Origin of the sequence: Phytobacter sp. MRY16-398 (assembly GCF_003925915.1) — a bacterium.
Taxonomy (GTDB): domain Bacteria; phylum Pseudomonadota; class Gammaproteobacteria; order Enterobacterales; family Enterobacteriaceae; genus Phytobacter; species Phytobacter diazotrophicus.
This window is the reverse complement of the sequence record NZ_AP018756.1, coordinates 5,700,685-5,718,463: the sequence shown is the minus strand read 5'-3', so window position 1 is coordinate 5,718,463 and position 17,779 is coordinate 5,700,685. Positions and strand designations below refer to the sequence as shown.

At 53.3% G+C, this 17,779-nt stretch carries 19 protein-coding genes; 13 read left to right on the top strand and 6 right to left on the bottom strand.

Annotated features, from left to right (window positions below; all coding sequences use genetic code 11):
* The first annotated feature begins 256 nt into the window (after window positions 1-256).
* The 8 genes from ilvL (at window position 257) to MRY16398_RS27940 (ending at window position 7,615) form a co-directional block, all read left to right on the top strand.
* Window positions 257-355 carry an ilv operon leader peptide gene (gene ilvL, locus MRY16398_RS27970; protein ID WP_032229281.1) on the top strand — a complete coding sequence of 33 codons (99 nt, stop codon included), beginning with the start codon at window positions 257-259 and terminating at the stop codon, window positions 353-355.
* Between the two features lie 86 nt (window positions 356-441).
* Window positions 442-492: a peptide IlvX gene (ilvX, locus tag MRY16398_RS31350; protein WP_206780280.1), complete on the top strand. Its 51-nt coding sequence runs from the start codon at window positions 442-444 to the stop codon at window positions 490-492.
* A gap of 2 nt (window positions 493-494) precedes the next feature.
* Window positions 495-2,141: an acetolactate synthase 2 catalytic subunit gene (ilvG, locus tag MRY16398_RS27965; RefSeq protein WP_071195540.1), complete on the top strand. Its 1,647-nt coding sequence runs from the start codon at window positions 495-497 to the stop codon at window positions 2,139-2,141.
* Window positions 2,138-2,401, top strand: coding sequence for an acetolactate synthase 2 small subunit (gene ilvM / locus MRY16398_RS27960; RefSeq protein WP_039076997.1), 264 nt, complete (start codon window positions 2,138-2,140; stop codon window positions 2,399-2,401). Before ilvG ends, ilvM begins: the two co-directional genes overlap by 4 nt.
* 16 nt (window positions 2,402-2,417) lie before the next feature.
* The gene (locus MRY16398_RS27955) at window positions 2,418-3,347 is read left to right on the top strand and encodes a branched-chain amino acid transaminase (RefSeq protein ID WP_039076998.1); all 930 of its coding nucleotides are present in this window, start codon (window positions 2,418-2,420) and stop codon (window positions 3,345-3,347) included.
* Between the two features lie 61 nt (window positions 3,348-3,408).
* On the top strand, window positions 3,409-5,259 hold the full coding sequence (ilvD, locus tag MRY16398_RS27950; protein WP_071195542.1) for a dihydroxy-acid dehydratase: 1,851 nt from the start codon (window positions 3,409-3,411) through the stop codon (window positions 5,257-5,259).
* Between the two features lie 2 nt (window positions 5,260-5,261).
* Window positions 5,262-6,806: a threonine ammonia-lyase, biosynthetic gene (ilvA, locus tag MRY16398_RS27945; RefSeq protein ID WP_039077000.1), complete on the top strand. Its 1,545-nt coding sequence runs from the start codon at window positions 5,262-5,264 to the stop codon at window positions 6,804-6,806.
* A 104-nt stretch (window positions 6,807-6,910) separates the two neighbouring features.
* Window positions 6,911-7,615: a DUF2461 domain-containing protein gene (locus MRY16398_RS27940; RefSeq protein WP_125125575.1), complete on the top strand. Its 705-nt coding sequence runs from the start codon at window positions 6,911-6,913 to the stop codon at window positions 7,613-7,615.
* 34 nt (window positions 7,616-7,649) lie between these two features.
* Here MRY16398_RS27940 and MRY16398_RS27935 read toward each other — a convergent pair whose 3' ends face one another.
* The gene (locus tag MRY16398_RS27935) at window positions 7,650-8,039 is read right to left on the bottom strand and encodes a hypothetical protein (RefSeq protein WP_110296403.1); all 390 of its coding nucleotides are present in this window, start codon (window positions 8,037-8,039) and stop codon (window positions 7,650-7,652) included.
* Between the two features lie 10 nt (window positions 8,040-8,049).
* The gene (gene ilvY, locus MRY16398_RS27930) at window positions 8,050-8,940 is read right to left on the bottom strand and encodes an HTH-type transcriptional activator IlvY (RefSeq protein ID WP_125125574.1); all 891 of its coding nucleotides are present in this window, start codon (window positions 8,938-8,940) and stop codon (window positions 8,050-8,052) included.
* Window positions 8,941-9,092: 152 nt separating this feature from the next.
* On the opposite strand from ilvY, the gene ilvC reads away from it, so the two are divergent.
* The 3 genes from ilvC to MRY16398_RS27915 all read left to right on the top strand — a co-directional run bounded on the left by ilvC (window position 9,093) and on the right by MRY16398_RS27915 (window position 11,569).
* Window positions 9,093-10,568, top strand: coding sequence for a ketol-acid reductoisomerase (gene ilvC, locus MRY16398_RS27925; protein ID WP_071195545.1), 1,476 nt, complete (start codon window positions 9,093-9,095; stop codon window positions 10,566-10,568).
* 187 nt (window positions 10,569-10,755) lie between these two features.
* Window positions 10,756-11,214 carry an Rrf2 family transcriptional regulator gene (locus MRY16398_RS27920; protein ID WP_039077005.1) on the top strand — a complete coding sequence of 153 codons (459 nt, stop codon included), beginning with the start codon at window positions 10,756-10,758 and terminating at the stop codon, window positions 11,212-11,214.
* On the top strand, window positions 11,192-11,569 hold the full coding sequence (locus MRY16398_RS27915) for a DUF1360 domain-containing protein (protein ID WP_172600695.1): 378 nt from the start codon (window positions 11,192-11,194) through the stop codon (window positions 11,567-11,569). Before MRY16398_RS27920 ends, MRY16398_RS27915 begins: the two co-directional genes overlap by 23 nt.
* Before the next feature lie 113 nt (window positions 11,570-11,682).
* Here MRY16398_RS27915 and ppiC (MRY16398_RS27910) read toward each other — a convergent pair whose 3' ends face one another.
* A complete protein-coding gene (gene ppiC, locus MRY16398_RS27910; protein WP_039077006.1) occupies window positions 11,683-11,964 on the bottom strand; it encodes a peptidylprolyl isomerase PpiC in 282 nt (93 codons plus the stop codon).
* A gap of 51 nt (window positions 11,965-12,015) precedes the next feature.
* Window positions 12,016-12,297, bottom strand: a complete 282-nt coding sequence (gene ppiC / locus MRY16398_RS27905) for a peptidylprolyl isomerase PpiC (RefSeq protein ID WP_039077007.1) — start codon at window positions 12,295-12,297, stop codon at window positions 12,016-12,018.
* A 111-nt stretch (window positions 12,298-12,408) separates the two neighbouring features.
* Here ppiC (MRY16398_RS27905) and rep point away from each other — a divergent pair, with 111 nt between their 5' ends.
* A complete protein-coding gene (gene rep, locus MRY16398_RS27900; RefSeq protein ID WP_039077008.1) occupies window positions 12,409-14,430 on the top strand; it encodes a DNA helicase Rep in 2,022 nt (673 codons plus the stop codon).
* Between the two features lie 38 nt (window positions 14,431-14,468).
* Here the strand turns inward: rep and gppA are convergent, their stop codons facing one another.
* Together gppA and rhlB are read right to left on the bottom strand one after the other, a co-directional pair.
* Window positions 14,469-15,953 (bottom strand): guanosine-5'-triphosphate,3'-diphosphate diphosphatase, encoded by a 1,485-nt coding sequence (gene gppA, locus MRY16398_RS27895; RefSeq protein WP_039077009.1) that lies wholly within the window; start codon window positions 15,951-15,953, stop codon window positions 14,469-14,471.
* Between the two features lie 5 nt (window positions 15,954-15,958).
* Entirely contained in the window at window positions 15,959-17,224 is a 1,266-nt protein-coding gene (gene rhlB / locus MRY16398_RS27890; RefSeq protein ID WP_047372315.1) for an ATP-dependent RNA helicase RhlB, read from the bottom strand.
* A 150-nt stretch (window positions 17,225-17,374) separates the two neighbouring features.
* Here rhlB and trxA point away from each other — a divergent pair, with 150 nt between their 5' ends.
* Window positions 17,375-17,704 (top strand): thioredoxin TrxA, encoded by a 330-nt coding sequence (gene trxA, locus MRY16398_RS27885; protein WP_039077011.1) that lies wholly within the window; start codon window positions 17,375-17,377, stop codon window positions 17,702-17,704.
* Window positions 17,705-17,779 lie beyond the last annotated feature (75 nt).

Here is a 17,779-nt window from a genome sequence, read left to right as displayed (position 1 = left end):
ACTTTTTGGACGATTGCGGACGATCTATTTTTTTCTGGAACGCTCCTCGCATGTTACAAGCTGATGTCCCAAAGCCCTTTTGCCGTTGAAAAAATGAAATTATTTCATTTAAGTTTTTCTTTATAAAAAACAAAGATTTTCATTGAGATTGTTTTGCTAAAGAAAAAACGCGTCATAAAAATTTCTTGTGTCATGTCTTATATCTGTGATAACTCTTTAGGCATTCCTTCGAACATGAAGCCAGAAAGTACAGAAAATGACAGCCCTTCTACGAGTGATTAGCCTGATTGTGATTAGCGTGGTGGTGATTATTATCCCACCGTGCGGGGCTGCACTTGGACGAGGAAAGGCTTAAAAATCAAGCCTTAACGAACTAAGACCCCCGCACCGAAAGGTCCGGGGGTTTTTTTATGACCTAAAAACATAAACGAGGAGCAGAGAATGAGTAGTAGCACAAAATTCTGTTTCTCCCGATTTACGGCGGGGAACTAACTATGAATGGCGCACAATGGGTAGTACATGCGTTGCGGGCACAGCAGGTTGATACGGTCTTTGGGTATCCGGGTGGCGCAATTATGCCGGTTTACGATGCATTGTATGACGGCGGCGTGGAACATCTGTTGTGTCGGCACGAGCAGGGTGCGGCAATGGCGGCGATCGGTTATGCGCGCTCCACGGGGAAAACCGGTGTTTGTATCGCCACGTCTGGTCCGGGTGCAACCAACCTGATCACGGGGCTGGCAGATGCGCTGCTGGATTCCGTTCCTGTGGTTGCCATCACCGGCCAGGTTGCGGCACCGTTCATTGGTACCGATGCCTTCCAGGAAGTGGACGTTCTCGGTTTGTCGCTGGCCTGCACTAAACATAGTTTTCTGGTGCAGTCCCTGGAGGAGCTGCCGCGCGTTATTGCCGAAGCTTTCCAGGTGGCAAACTCAGGCCGCCCTGGCCCGGTTCTTGTTGATATCCCTAAAGATATCCAGTTAGCCTCCGGTGATCTGGAACCGCATTTCTCCACCGTCGAAGACGAGTTCTCCTTCCCGCATGAAGAAATGGCACAGGCGTACCAGATGCTGGCTCAGTCCAAAAAACCGATGCTGTATGTTGGCGGCGGTGTAGGCATGGCGCAGGCGGTTCCGGCGCTGCGTGCGTTCCTCTCCGCCACCCGGATGCCAGTAACCTGCACACTGAAAGGCCTTGGTGCGGTTGAAGATAGTTATCCATGGTATCTCGGCATGCTGGGGATGCACGGCACCAAAGCCGCAAATCTGGCGGTGCAGGAGTGCGATCTGCTCATCGCCGTGGGCGCACGCTTTGACGATCGTGTAACCGGCAAACTGAACACCTTTGCCCCGCATGCAAAAGTGATTCATATGGATATCGACCCGGCTGAAATGAACAAATTGCGTCAGGCCCATGTCAGCCTGCAAGGCGATTTGAATGCGCTGCTGCCCGCACTGCAACAGAATTTAGAGATTAACGAATGGCGTCAATTTAATGCCGATATGCGTACAGAGTTCGCCTGGCGTTACGATCATCCGGGTGACGCGATTTACGCACCGTTATTATTAAAACAACTGTCAGATCGCAAACCTGCCAATAGCGTGGTCACCACCGATGTGGGTCAGCACCAGATGTGGTCCGCTCAGCACATGACTTACACTCGTCCGGAGAACTTCATCACCTCCAGCGGCTTGGGCACAATGGGTTTTGGCCTGCCAGCCGCCGTTGGGGCGCAGGTGGCTCGCCCGAATGATACGGTAATCTGTATCTCCGGTGACGGCTCCTTCATGATGAATGTTCAGGAGCTCGGCACCGTAAAACGCAAGCAGTTACCGCTGAAAATCGTGTTACTGGACAATCAGCGTTTAGGGATGGTTCGCCAGTGGCAGCAGTTATTCTTCAACGAACGTTATAGCGAAACAACGCTTACCGATAACCCCGATTTCCTCGTTCTGGCCAGTGCCTTCGGCATTCCCGGCCAGCACATCACCCGTAAAGACCAGGTTGAAGCGGCACTCGACACCATGCTGTCCTGCGAGGGGCCTTACCTGCTTCATGTCTCAATCGACGAGCTTGAGAATGTCTGGCCGTTGGTACCACCAGGTGCCAGTAATGCAGAAATGCTGGAGAAATTATCATGATGCAACATCAGGTCGCCGTGCAGGCCCGCTTCAACCCGGAAACGTTAGAACGTGTATTACGTGTGGTGCGCCACCGTGGCTTTCAGGTTTGCTCAATGAACATGGAAGCGGCCACCGACGCGCAGAATATAAATATTGAATTGACCGTTGCCAGTCCGCGCCCCGTCGAATTACTGTTTAGCCAGCTAAGCAAACTGGTCGATGTCGCCCGGGTTGATATCCAGCAATGTACAACATCATCACAACAGATCCGCGCCTGAGCGCAAAGGAATTAAAATGACGACGAAAAAAGCTGATTACATTTGGTTCAATGGCGAGATGGTTCCGTGGGGAGAAGCGAAGGTTCATGTAATGTCCCACGCCCTGCATTACGGTACTTCCGTGTTTGAAGGTATCCGTTGCTATGACTCGCACAAAGGGCCGGTGGTGTTCCGTCATCGTGAGCACATGCAGCGTCTGCGTGATTCAGCCAAAATTTACCGCTTCCCGGTTTCTCAAAGTGTTGATGAACTGATGGAAGCCTGCCGTCAGGTGATTCGCAAAAACAACCTGACCAGCGCCTATATTCGTCCGTTGGTGTTTGTCGGTGACGTAGGTATGGGCGTTAACCCGCCGGAAGGTTATACCACTGATGTGATCATCGCAGCTTTCCCCTGGGGGGCATACCTCGGCGCAGAAGCGCTGGAGCAGGGGATCGACGCGATGGTTTCCTCCTGGAACCGCGTTGCACCGAACACCATCCCGACTGCGGCAAAAGCCGGTGGTAACTATCTTTCTTCTCTGCTGGTTGGCAGCGAAGCACGTCGTCACGGTTATCAGGAAGGTATTGCGCTCGACGTGAACGGCTATATTTCAGAAGGTGCGGGTGAAAACCTGTTCGAAGTGAAAGATGGTGTGCTGTTCACTCCGCCGTTTACCTCTTCCGCTCTGCCGGGCATCACCCGCGATGCGATCATCAAACTGGCGAAAGAGCTCGGCATTGAAGTTCGCGAGCAGACCCTGTCCCGCGAATCTCTGTACCTGGCCGATGAGGTGTTCATGTCTGGCACCGCGGCAGAAATCACGCCGGTTCGTAGCGTGGATGGCATCCAGGTGGGCGAAGGTCGCTGTGGCCCGGTCACCAAACGTATTCAGCAAGCATTCTTTGGCCTCTTCACCGGTGAAACCGAAGATAAATGGGGCTGGTTGGATCAAGTTAATCAATAAACAAAACGACAGGGCGGCACGCACCGCCCTGTTTTGTAGACAGACTGGGAGTAAATAAAGCATGCCTAAATACCGTTCCGCCACCACCACTCATGGCCGCAATATGGCGGGCGCCCGCGCGCTGTGGCGCGCAACCGGGATGACAGACGCCGATTTCGGTAAGCCGATCATTGCTGTCGTGAACTCGTTTACCCAGTTCGTGCCGGGGCACGTGCACTTGCGCGATCTCGGTAAGCTGGTTGCTGAGCAGATTGAAGCCTCCGGCGGTGTGGCAAAAGAGTTCAACACCATTGCCGTGGATGACGGTATCGCCATGGGTCACGGCGGCATGCTTTATTCACTGCCCTCACGCGAACTGATCGCGGATTCCGTTGAGTACATGGTGAATGCCCACTGTGCGGATGCCATGGTGTGCATCTCCAACTGTGACAAAATCACCCCGGGGATGCTGATGGCGTCACTGCGCCTCAATATTCCGGTGATCTTCGTCTCCGGTGGCCCAATGGAGGCTGGTAAAACCAAGCTTTCCGACAAAATCATCAAGCTCGATCTGGTTGATGCGATGATTCAGGGCGCGGATCCGAAAGTATCCGACTCGCAAAGCGAGCAGGTTGAACGCTCTGCCTGTCCGACCTGCGGCTCCTGTTCCGGTATGTTTACCGCTAACTCAATGAACTGCCTGACCGAAGCGCTGGGTCTTTCTCAGCCGGGCAATGGCTCGCTGCTGGCGACCCATGCCGATCGTAAAGAGCTGTTCCTTACCGCAGGCCAGCGCATCGTTGAACTGACCAAACGCTACTACGAGCAGGATGATGCTTCCGCGCTGCCACGCAATATCGCCAGCAAAGCGGCGTTTGAGAACGCCATGACACTGGATATCGCGATGGGTGGCTCTACCAATACCGTTCTGCACCTGCTGGCGGCAGCGCAAGAAGCCGAAATCGATTTCACCATGAGTGATATCGACAAGCTGTCCCGCAAAGTGCCGCAGTTGTGTAAGGTGGCGCCGAGCACGCAGAAATACCATATGGAAGATGTGCATCGCGCCGGCGGCGTGCTGGGGATCCTCGGTGAGCTGGATCGCGCAGGTTTGTTGAACCGCGACGTGAAAAACGTACTCGGTTTGACCCTGCCGCAGACGCTGGAGCAGTACGACATCACGGTAACGCAGGACGAGGCGGTGAAAAAAATGTTCCGTGCCGGCCCTGCTGGTATCCGTACGACTCAGGCTTTCTCGCAGGATTGCCGCTGGGATTCGCTGGATGATGATCGCGCTGAGGGTTGTATCCGTTCTCTGGAACATGCCTACAGCAAAGACGGTGGTCTGGCCGTACTGTACGGTAACTTCGCTGAAAACGGCTGCATCGTAAAAACCGCAGGCGTGGATGACAGCATCCTGAAATTCACCGGCCCGGCAAAAGTCTATGAAAGCCAGGATGATGCGGTAGAAGCGATCCTCGGTGGTAAGGTTGTGGCGGGTGATGTTGTTGTTATCCGTTACGAGGGGCCAAAAGGTGGGCCGGGCATGCAGGAGATGCTGTACCCGACGACGTTCCTTAAGTCGATGGGCCTGGGTAAAGCCTGTGCGCTGGTCACTGACGGCCGTTTCTCCGGCGGTACATCTGGCCTCTCCATTGGCCACGTCTCTCCGGAAGCGGCGAGCGGTGGCAATATTGCCATTATTGAAGATGGCGACATGATCGCCATCGACATCCCGAACCGGGGTATTCAACTGCAACTGAGCGATGCCGAAATTGCGGCACGTCGTGAAGCGCAGGAAGCCCGTGGCGCTCAGGCCTGGACGCCGAAATCTCGCGAACGTCAGGTTTCCTTCGCGTTGCGTGCATATGCCAGCCTCGCCACCAGCGCAGATAAAGGCGCGGTGCGCGATAAATCAAAACTGGGTGGCTAATTATGGCTGATTCACAACCCCTATCCGGCTCCCCTGAGGGGGCCGAGTATCTCAGGGCGGTGCTGCGTGCACCGGTCTATGAGGCGGTGCAGGTTACCCCTCTGCAGAAAATGGAAAAACTCTCTTCGCGCCTCGACAACATTGTGCTGGTGAAGCGTGAAGACCGTCAGCCGGTGCACAGCTTTAAGCTCCGTGGCGCTTACGCCATGATGGCGGGTTTAACCGCCGAGCAGAAAGCCCGTGGCGTGATTACCGCATCGGCAGGCAACCATGCGCAGGGCGTGGCCTACTCTTCTGCCCGACTTGGTGTCAAAGCGTTGATCGTGATGCCGACTGCAACTGCAGAAATCAAAGTGGATGCGGTGCGCGGTTTTGGCGGAGAAGTGCTGTTGCATGGTTCGAACTTCGATGAGGCAAAAGCCAAAGCACTTGAACTCTCTCAGCAACAGGGTTTTACCTGGGTGCCGCCATTTGATCATCCGATGGTGATTGCCGGCCAGGGCACGCTGGCGCTGGAACTGCTGCAACAGGATGCCCACATTGACCGCGTTTTCGTACCCGTCGGCGGCGGCGGTCTGGCGTCTGGGGTAGCCGTACTGATTAAGCAACTGATGCCGCAAATCAAAGTCATCGCTGTGGAAGCTGAAGATTCCGCCTGCCTGAAAGCGGCGCTGGATGCCGGGCATCCGGTCGACCTGCCACGAGTAGGTCTCTTTGCCGAAGGAGTTGCCGTTAAACGTATTGGCGATGAGACGTTCCGTTTGTGCCGTGAATATCTTGACGACATCATTACCGTCGACAGCGACGCCATCTGCGCGGCCATGAAAGACCTGTTCGAGGACGTGCGTGCGGTGGCTGAACCCTCTGGCGCCCTGGCGCTGGCAGGGATGAAGAAATATGTCGCTCAGCACAAGATCCGTGGCGAGCGTCTGGCGCATGTCCTGTCGGGTGCCAACGTGAACTTCCACGGTTTGCGTTACGTTTCTGAGCGCTGTGAGTTGGGTGAACAGCGCGAAGCGCTGCTGGCCGTCACTATTCCGGAAGAGAAAGGTAGCTTCCTGAAATTCTGTCAGCTATTGGGCGGCCGTTCCGTCACGGAATTTAACTACCGTTTTGCCGATGCGAAAGATGCCTGTATTTTCGTGGGCGTGCGCTTAAGCCGCGGGCTGGAAGAGCGCAAAGAGATCCTGCAACTGTTGAACGAAGGCGGTTACAGCGTGGTGGACCTTTCCGATGACGAAATGGCGAAGCTGCATGTGCGCTATATGGTCGGAGGTCGTCCCTCGAAACCGCTTACCGAGCGACTTTTCAGCTTCGAGTTCCCGGAATCACCCGGCGCGCTGCTGAAATTCCTGCACACGCTTGGTACTCACTGGAATATCTCGCTGTTCCACTACCGCAGCCACGGTACTGACTACGGTCGTGTGCTGGCGGCGTTCGAACTGGGCGACCATGAGCCGGATTTTGAAACCCGCCTCAATGAGCTTGGCTACGATTGCCATGATGAGACCAACAACCCGGCATTTCGCTTCTTCCTTGCGGGCTAGCGTCAGGTTCTTACAAAACAAGGCACGATATTTCGTGCCTTGTTTGTCTGGCGAGCACGGCGGCATAATGCAGCAGAACATTTCCGCTAAAACAGGTGAAGCACATGGCAGGACGCTTTCAGGGCTTTGCTCAGGAAGGGCTCGACTTCCTCCAGCAAGTCCGCATCGAAAACGACAAGACCTGGTTTGAAGAGCATCGTTTTATCTATGACCGCAGTATCCTTACCCCTTTTCGTGCGCTGGTGGATGACCTGGCTCCCACGATGCTGGAAATTGATCCGCTGCTGGAAACACGCTCCGCGATTGGTAAGACCTTGTCGCGCATTCATCGCGATACCCGTTTCTCTCACGACAAATCCCTTTATCGCAGCCGGATGTGGCTGACCTTCAAACGCCCGGCAAAGAACTGGACGGACGCGCCGGTTTACTTTTTTGAGATCAGCCCGGACACCCTGCGCTATGGCCTGGGGTATTACAGCGCCAGCAAATCAACGATGGACCTTTTTCGCCATACATTGAAGCAGCGTCCGGCACAATTTCTGGAGATAGCCGATGAATGCTGCCAGCCGCCGTTTGTGCTGGAGGCTGAGCGTTATAAGCGGCCGCTTGTGAAAGACCTCGATCCGGTGATTGCCAACTGGTATCAGTGCAAAACATTCGCGGTGATGGTGACCGATAACGACGTGGAAAAGCTGTTCCACGCCGGGTTGGTGAATCTGCTGGCCGAAGGGTTTCGTCAACTGGAACCGCTGTATCAGTGGCTGATGACTGTGGAAACGATGAAACAGATCGATCCCGATGATTTATAAATACAAGGATAAGTGAGAAGGGGCACCCCTTGTGTTACTTCATCACGGTCCCTCGTACATACTTATCCAGCTTGTCCGATTCATAAAATTTCATGCATTGCGCCAGCACGTTATTGGCGGTCTGAGCATGGTCGGGGTGTAACGACATCGTTAGCTGATCAAAATTTTTCGTTTCTTTAGCGACGAATTTCTGAAATTCGTCCCAGACACCAGCATTGCTTAATGCGTAGCTCTCGACAAGGAATGATGCGTCCTGCGAGGGGGCTGATTGCGTGCCTTCTGGCGTTCGGGCCTGGTAATTCGTCACCAGGCACTGTTTCAGCGCCAGATGTTTTACATCCTGTACGGTAACGCCCTTTGGTTTAGCCTGGGCAGTGCAGCATGCCGCAATGGCTACGGTTAACAACAGGACCTGGATACGCATCATTTTCTCCTTATTTAGCCTGAACAATTTCCCAGAATGCATTAATCAGAGGCTCATGTAGCCGCTTTTTCGGTGCGCAAACGCCCAGTTCGAAGGGGGTTTTTTCATCGCTGCGCTCCAGAATCATGACACGGTTGCGTACGGGTTCGGGGCTATTTTCCAGCACCACCTCAGGGATGAGCGCCACGCCACAGCCGAGTGCCACCATGGAGACCATCGCTTCATGGCCGCCTACTGTCGCATAAATCGACGGGTTACTGATTTTATGGCGACGAAACCAGAGTTCAATGCGGCGGCGAACAGGGCCTTGATCCGCCATGATAAACGGCACCGTAGCCCAGTCAGGGTTATCCACAGAGACCTGGTTGCGAACAGGGCAAGGCAGCGCCGGGGCAATCAACACCACCGCCAGATTCTCCAGCATCGAAAATGCCACTGCGCCAGGCAGTGTTTCCGGTTTACCGGCAATCGCCAGATCGGCTTCCCCTGTCACCACTTTTTCCATCGCATCGGCAGCGTCACCGGTGGTGAGCTTAATTTCTACCGAAGGATGCGCGGCGCGGAAGCGATCGAGAATCGGTGGCAGATGGCTGTAGGCTGCCGTGACCGAGCAGAAGATATGTAACTCGCCTGACAGCGACGGTCCTTTCTGATCGATGGCGTGGCGCAGTTGCTGATACTGCAATAAAGTTTGATGAGCAAATGCCCGCAACTCTTCACCCGCTTCGGTGAGCGTAACGGTGCGGTTATCGCGAACAAATAGCGCCTGGCCAAGATCTTCTTCCAGACGCTGGATCTGCCTTGAAAGCGTGGAGGGACTGACGTGCATGGCGCGCGCACTGCGGCCGAAATGGCGGCTCTCCGCCAGATGCAGGAAGGTTTTCAGGTCACGTAAATCCATGAGACAGACTCCACATTTTTACGTTGCATAAATTGCAATGTCACATTGTTAATATATCAATTTAAGCAACACATTTCCTGTTGTAATGTGGGTACATTCTCGCAATACAGCGAACCGAATAACAAAAGCACGACACACGACGAGGAATCACCATGGCTAACTACTTCAATACACTGAATCTGCGCCAGCAGCTGGCGCAACTGGGTAAATGTCGCTTTATGGCGCGCGACGAATTCGCCGATGGCGCAAGTTACCTGCAGGGTAAAAAAGTGGTCATCGTCGGGTGTGGCGCGCAGGGCCTCAACCAGGGGCTGAATATGCGTGACTCCGGTCTGGACATCTCCTATGCACTGCGTGCAGAAGCGATTGCCGAAAAACGCGCTTCCTGGCGTAAAGCGACCGAGAACGGTTTCAAAGTTGGGACTTACGAAGAGCTGATCCCGCAGGCTGACCTGGTGGTTAACCTGACGCCGGACAAACAGCACTCTGATGTTGTGCGTTCTGTTCAGCCACTGATGAAAGACGGCGCGGCGCTGGGCTACTCCCATGGTTTCAACATCGTGGAAGTGGGCGAGCAGATCCGTAAAGACATTACCGTTGTGATGGTAGCCCCGAAATGTCCGGGTACCGAAGTCCGTGAAGAGTACAAACGTGGTTTTGGTGTTCCGACCCTGATCGCGGTTCACCCGGAGAACGATCCGAAAGGCGAAGGTATGGCCATCGCCAAAGCCTGGGCTGCGGCGACCGGTGGTCACCGTGCCGGCGTGCTGGAGTCTTCCTTCGTTGCGGAAGTGAAATCTGACCTGATGGGCGAGCAGACGATTCTGTGCGGTATGCTGCAGGCAGGTTCTCTGCTGTGCTTCGACAAGCTGGTGGAAGAAGGTACTGACCCGGCATATGCCGAGAAACTGATTCAGTTCGGCTGGGAAACCATCACCGAAGCGCTGAAACAGGGCGGCATCACGCTGATGATGGATCGTCTGTCCAACCCGGCAAAATTGCGTGCTTACGCGCTGTCCGAACAACTGAAAGAGATTATGGCGCCGCTGTTCCAGAAACATATGGACGACATTATCTCTGGCGAATTCTCTTCCGGCATGATGGCGGACTGGGCGAACGACGATAAGAAACTGCTGACCTGGCGTGAAGAGACCGGTAAAACCGCGTTCGAAACCGCTGCCCAGTTCGACGGTAAAATTGGCGAGCAGGAGTACTTCGATAAAGGCGTTCTGATGATTGCGATGGTGAAAGCGGGCGTTGAGCTGGCCTTCGAAACCATGGTGGCATCGGGCATCATCGAAGAGTCAGCATACTACGAATCACTGCACGAACTGCCGCTGATCGCGAACACCATCGCCCGTAAGCGTCTGTACGAAATGAACGTGGTTATCTCTGATACCGCAGAATACGGTAACTACCTGTTCTCTTATGCTTGCGTACCGCTGCTGAAAGAGTTCATGACCACCCTGCAGACCGGTGACCTGGGCCAGGCTATTGCCGAAGGTTCCGTAGACAATGCGCAACTGCGCGATGTTAACGAAGCTATTCAGGCTCACCCGATTGAAGCAGTTGGTAAGAAACTGCGTGGCTATATGACCGATATGAAACGTATCGCTGTCGCGGGCTAACCAGGCGTCGGGTCGCTTTTTGCTGACCTGACCTGTCACTTCCTGTTTAAAAACCTGATGAGCGGAAACGCCGTCAGGTTTTTTTTACATCTAAAAAACATTCCATATCAATAAGATAAACGTCTCCTGCCATGAGTTTTCACTGGCATGATTGTTATTTAAATTATTATGTAATATCGTAAGTTACATGAAAATAAATAACTCATTCTCAGCAACGCTACACATCCTGCTTCACATGGAGCAGGCAGATAAACCGATGACATCGGAGCAGATGGCTGCTTTTATCGACGGCAACCCGGCGTTTATACGTAAGCTTCTTGCCGGGCTGCGGGAAAGCCAGATTGTGTGTGCGACAAAAGGGCATCACGGTGGCTGGCGGCTTTGTCGCCCCGCCAGCGAAGTTACTCTCCACGATATCTATATCGCTTTAGGTTCCCCGGCGCTGTTTGCTTTGGGAAATCGTAGCGAGAATCCCCAGTGCCTGGTTGAACAAGGAGTTAACCGGGTGATGTCATCCACGCTTGCGGATGCGCAGTCGCTGATCCTGGAGCGCTTTAAAAACCTGACGTTGCAGGATGTGGGGGAAGAATTTATCAGTTACTTCAATGAAAAGGGCCATAACCATGATTTCCACAATAATGACTGAGTTGACGACCTGCCTGATGATCGCCCTTGCTGCCAGCAGCATCTCTATGACGGTCACGCAAACAGAATTGTTTGCCGCATTTCGTGAGTGGACCACTAAAAAGAACGCAATGATGGGGCACCTTTTCCAGTGCTTTTATTGCCTGAGTCATTGGGTGGTATTTGGCGGGATGCTGGTTTATCGCCCGGCGTTACTGCAAAGTGGTTTTGCGCTGATTGATTGGGTGATGACGGCCTTTATCACCATTACCCTGACGACCTTGATTAATGGCCTGATGTTTAAAGTTTTTCAGGCGGCTGTCAGCACACACGTCATGAAATTCGAAGCGCAAAAGACGCTACAATCGCAGAAATAAAAAAACGGCGTCGCTGGCTAATTACGGAGCACGCTGGTGCCCTCACCCCGGCCCTCTCCCACTGGGAGAGGGTGCAAACACTAAACGCCTTCTCCAGGAGAAGGCGTTGTTGTTTATTTCCGGTACAGCACTTTGATGATGTGGTAACCGAACTGGGTGTGCAGCGGACCGGTGGGCTCCAGCTCAGGGCAGGAGAAGACCACTTTATCAAAAGCCGGCACCATCTGACCCTGCTTAAACTCGCCTAAGTGACCGCCTTTCTTGCCAGAAGGGCAGGTTGAGTGTTTTTTTGCCAGCTTCTCGAAATCGCCGCCATTTTTAAGCTGTTCAAGAAGATCGAGTGCCAGTTTCTCTTCTTTCACCAGAATATGCATTGCTGCCGCTGTTTTTGCCATGATTGCGCCTTGATGAGGTTGGGATAAATCCGGGCGCAATAGTAGCACGCGTTAGCGGCGATACAGCACCTTGATGATGTGATAACCAAACCTGGTTTTAACCGGACCGAAAGGTTGTAACAAGGGGCAACTGAATACGGCCTTATCGAAAGGCCCAACCATTACACCTTGTTTGAATTCACCCAGATCGCCGCCGTTACGTGCCGAAGGGCAGGAGGAATAACGCTTTGCCAGATGGTCGAAACTTGAGCCTTTCTCCAGCTTAGCCATAATTTCCTGCGCCAGTTTTTCGGTTTTCACCAGAATATGCAGCGCTGCCGCTGTCTTCGCCATGTTCGCGTTCCGTAGTTGAGAGAAGTCTCCACACTTTATCATTGGCGGGTAAATCTCTGGCAGGCTTTCTGCTACAATCCTCCCCCCGTTCGAAGATTGAGCAATACCCCCATGCGTTTAAATCCTGGCCAACAACAAGCTGTCGAATTTGTTACCGGTCCCTGCCTGGTGCTGGCGGGTGCTGGCTCGGGTAAAACCCGTGTGATCACCAATAAAATTGCCCACTTAATTCGGGAGTGCGGCTATCAGGCGCGGCATATCGCGGCGGTCACCTTTACTAACAAAGCTGCGCGCGAAATGAAAGAACGTGTGGCGCAGACGCTTGGACGTAAAGAAGCACGTGGTCTGATGATTTCAACATTCCACACGTTGGGCCTGGATATTATTAAGCGGGAGTTTGCCGCACTGGGAATGAAATCCAATTTCTCCCTCTTTGACGATACCGATCAAGTGGCGCTGCTCAAAGAGCTGACCGAAGGGTTGATCGACGATGACAAAGTGGTGCTGCAGCAGCTGATCTCGACGATCTCCAACTGGAAAAACGATCTGCTGACGCCTTCCCAGGCAGCGGCAAAAGCGATGGGCGAACGGGATCGTATTTTTGCCCACTGCTACGGTCTTTATGATGCACATCTGAAAGCGTGCAACGTCCTCGACTTCGATGATCTGATTCTGTTACCGACACTGTTGCTACAGCGTAATGAAGAGGTGCGCGAGCGCTGGCAGAACAAAATCCGCTATCTGCTGGTGGATGAGTATCAGGACACCAACACCAGCCAATATGAGCTGGTCAGGCTGCTGGTCGGGCAGCGAGCGCGCTTTACCGTTGTGGGCGATGATGACCAGTCCATTTATTCCTGGCGTGGCGCGCGTCCCCAAAACCTTGTGCTGCTGAATGAAGATTTTCCGGCATTGCAGGTGATAAAGCTTGAGCAAAACTACCGCTCATCGGGACGCATTCTGAAAGCCGCAAACATCCTGATTGCGAACAATCCTCATGTGTTTGAAAAACGCCTTTTCTCTGAGCTGGGCTATGGCGCTGAGCTTAAGGTTCTGACGGCGAATAATGAGGAACATGAAGCGGAGCGTGTGACCGGGGAATTGATAGCTCATCACTTTATCAACAAGACGGAATACAAGGATTACGCCATCCTCTATCGCGGCAACCACCAGTCGCGTGTGTTCGAAAAATTCCTGATGCAAAACCGCATCCCGTATCGTATTTCTGGGGGAACATCGTTTTTCTCGCGCCCCGAGATCAAGGATCTGTTGGCTTACTTACGCATACTCACTAATCAGGATGATGACAGCGCATTCCTGCGGGTAGTGAATACGCCGAAGCGTGAAATTGGCCCTGCAACGCTGCAAAAGCTGGGAGAGTGGGCAACAACACGCAATAAGAGCTTATTTGCCGCCAGCTTTGATATGGGGCTAACGCAGACCCTGACCGGGCGTGGCTATGAATCGCTGACCCGTTTTACCCACTGGCTTGGCGAGATCCAGCGTCTGGCCGAGCGGGAGCCGATCGCCGCCGTGCGCGATCTGATTCATGGTATTGATTATGAATCCTGGCTGTTTGAGACTTCACCCAGCCCGAAAGCCGCTGAAATGCGGATGAAAAACGTCAACACGCTCTTTTCCTGGATGACAGAGATGCTCGAAGGCGATGAGCTTAACGAGCCGATGACGCTTGACCAGGTTGTTACCCGCTTTACTCTGCGTGACATGATGGAGCGCGGTGAAAGCGATGAAGAGTCGGATCAGGTGCAACTGATGACGTTACACGCCTCAAAAGGGCTGGAGTTTCCGTATGTATTTATGGTGGGGATGGAGGAAGGTTTCCTGCCGCACCAAAGCAGTATTGATGAAGATAATATTGATGAAGAGCGCCGCCTTGCCTACGTGGGCATTACTCGCGCGCAGAAAGAACTGATCTTCACCTTATGCAAAGAGCGCCGTCAGTATGGTGAACTGGTGCGCCCTGAACCGAGTCGCTTCTTGTTGGAATTGCCGCAAGATGATGTGATTTGGGAGCAAGAGCGTAAGGTCATTACGGCAGAAGAAAGGATGCAAAAGGGGCAGGCCAGTATCGCCAATATACGGGCGATGATGGCGAAAGCGAAAGAGAAATGATTTTCCCGCCTCTCCCGGTTTGGAGAGGCAGAAAAGGTTTATTTCAACTCAAGCGGCCAGTGAACGTAACTTTGCCACTGACTTTCCTGTTCAATGACTTCTGCCCCTAACGGATGACTTTCCAGCCAGCCGTGCGGTAATACCAGGGTCAGTGCTTCCCCTTTGGCGGAAATATCAATGTCAGGTAGAAGATCGTCGCGGCGACGGCTGGCAAAAATAATCGCCAGACGCAGTAAGCGGCAAAGGTGTTCCGCCACCCTCGGTGGGACGGCATTTTGCTGATGCAAAGAAGAGAGATCAACCGGGTTAGTCTGGTTTAATAACAGCGTTGCGAGCAGCTTTTTCTGTGCCGGCGTAAACCCAGGTAAATCCAGATTGCGTACCAGCCAGGCGGCGTGCAGCGGCGCCTGTTTGAATTCAATGCTCAGGCCAATTTCATGTAATTCGCTGGCAACTTGCAGAATTTCGATGCTATACGCATCTAAATCCCATTCATGAGCGACCGCGCTGGCAAATTGTGTCGCCAGGGTGGATACGCGTTTCGCCTGGTCGGTGTCGATGATAAAACGGCGCTGGATATTACGCAGCGTGCGACGGCGGATATCTTGATCAACGGTCAGATGCAGCATGCCATAAACCAGCCCTTCGCGCAGCGCGCCGCCAGCCAGCGTCATACTCTGGATATTCATTTCGGTGAAAATGGCGATGAGAATAGCCAGCCCGCTCGGAAAAACCAGCGCACGCTCCAGCGTGAGGCCTTCAATTTCCAGCTCTTCCAGACGCCCGCACTGGATGGCCCGCTGTTTTAACTGCTGGAGTTTGGGCAGGGTGATACGTTCATCCATCCCCTGTGCCATCATGATTTCCTGCAATGCCTGTACGGTACCGGAAGCACCAACACAGACCTGCCAGCCATGATGGCGAAGCTCATCAGCAACCGGGCGTAAAACATCGCGCGCGGCTTTTTCCGCAGCGTCGAAATTTTCCTGCCCAAGATTACGGTCGGTGAAAAAACGCTCAAGCCAGGTTACGCAGCCCATGGACAGGCTGAACAGTGATGTCGCCTGGGCACCAGTTCCGGTAACAAGCTCTGTACTGGCGCCACCAATATCGACAACGAGTCGCTGATCGGAACCGCCCGTTGTATGCGCAACGCCCTGATAAATAAGACGGGCTTCTTCCTCGCCGCTGATGACCTGCACCGGACAGCCGAGGATCTCCTGCGCTCTGCTGATGAACTCACCGGCATTGACTGCCAGACGAAGCGTCGCCGTGGCGACGACACGAATTTGTGCCGGAGGGATATCCTGAAGCCTTTCCGAAAAAAGGCGCAGACACTGCCAGCCGCGCTCCATCGCTTCCTGTGAAAGCACGTTTTCCTGGCTCAAACCTGCTGCCAGGCGAACTTTACGTTTGATGCGGGTAAGCGTCTGGATGCTTCCAGCCACCTCGCGCACAACCAGCATATGAAAACTGTTTGAGCCTAAATCAATAGCCGCATAGAGCGAGGCGGAAGCGAGCATATTTTTTAACCTGAACGACGACGATTACGTGGTGCACCGCTGCGGCGCGGACCATTGCCAGAACGCGTACGCGTCAGGCGTTTCGCGGGTGGCAGATCACTTAACAGGGCATCCGGATTGTACTTGCTGACCGGAATAGAGTGCCCAATGTATGTTTCAATCGCCGGTAGGTTCAGTGCGTATTCTTCACACGCCAGGCTGATAGAGTGACCACTGGCGCCAGCACGACCGGTACGGCCAATACGGTGAACGTAGTCTTCACAGTCATCCGGCAGATCGTAGTTGAATACATGTGTCACAGCAGGAATATGCAGACCGCGTGCGGCAACGTCAGTTGCGACCAGAATATCCAGATCGCCGCGGGTGAATTCATCGAGAATACGCAGGCGTTTTTTCTGTGCGACATCGCCAGTCAGCAAACCAACACGATGACCGTCTGCGGCAAGGCTGCCCCAGATATCTTCACAACGATGTTTGGTGTTGGCAAAGACGATAGCGCGATCCGGCCATTCTTCTTCGATTAAGGTTTGTAGCAGACGCATCTTCTCTTCATTAGAAGGGTAGAAGAGCTCTTCTTTAATACGGTGGCCTGTTTTCTGCTCCGGTTCGACTTCCACGTACTCAGCGTTGTTCATCTGCTCGAAAGCCAGTTCGCGAACACGGTAAGAGAGTGTGGCGGAGAAAAGCATGTTCAGACGCGCAGTTGCCGGAGGCATGCGGCGGAACAACCAGCGGATATCTTTGATAAAGCCCAGATCGTACATACGATCGGCTTCGTCGAGAACCACGACCTGAATCGCGCCCAGGTTAATATGGTTCTGTTTTGCGTAATCGATAAGGCGACCGGTGGTGCCGATAAGAATATCGACGCCGCTCTCAAGCACTTTTAACTGCTTGTCATAACCGTCGCCGCCATAAGCCAGGCCCAGCTTCATGCCGGTAGACTGCGCCAGCGGTTCAGCATCAGCGTGGATTTGCACAGCCAATTCACGGGTTGGCGCCATAATAAGCGCGCGCGGCTGATTCACCTTGCGATCATCGATCGCCGGATGAGAAAGAAGATAATGAAACGTTGACGTTAAAAACGCCATCGTTTTGCCAGTACCGGTTTGCGCCTGCCCTGCAACATCACGACCTTCCAGCGTCAGCGGAAGAGCCAGTGCCTGTATGGGCGTACAATTATGAAACCCTTTAGTTTCAAGGGCTTCGATCACCTTAGGGTGCAGGGCGAAGTCGGAAAACTTCTGTTCAGTTAAATGTGTTTTGCTCATAGTGTGGTAGAATATCAGCTTACTATTGCTTTACGAAAGCGTATCCGGTGAAATAAAGTCAACCTTTAGTTGGTTAATGTGGCATCAACACGATGCTGTTTTATGCTACACCAACACCAACACACCAGGCTTATTCCTGTGGAGTTATATATGAGCGATAAAATTATTCACCTGACTGACGATAGTTTTGACACGGATGTACTCAAAGCGGACGGGCTGGTTCTCGTCGATTTCTGGGCAGAGTGGTGCGGTCCGTGTAAAATGATCGCCCCGATCCTGGATGAAGTCGCTAGCGAATACGAAGGTAAACTGACCGTCGCGAAGCTGAATATCGACCAGAATCCAGGTACTGCGCCGAAGTACGGTATCCGTGGTATCCCGACCCTGCTGCTGTTTAAAAACGGCGAAGTGGCTGCGACCAAAGTGGGCGCGCTGTCCAAAGGTCAACTGAAAGAGTTCCTGGACGCTAATCTGGCGTAACTCCTCGAATCTCAGCCGGTGCGCCAGCCTTCTAAATTATGTGGATCGCTGGACGCCCGGCTTCAGTCGTGCTAA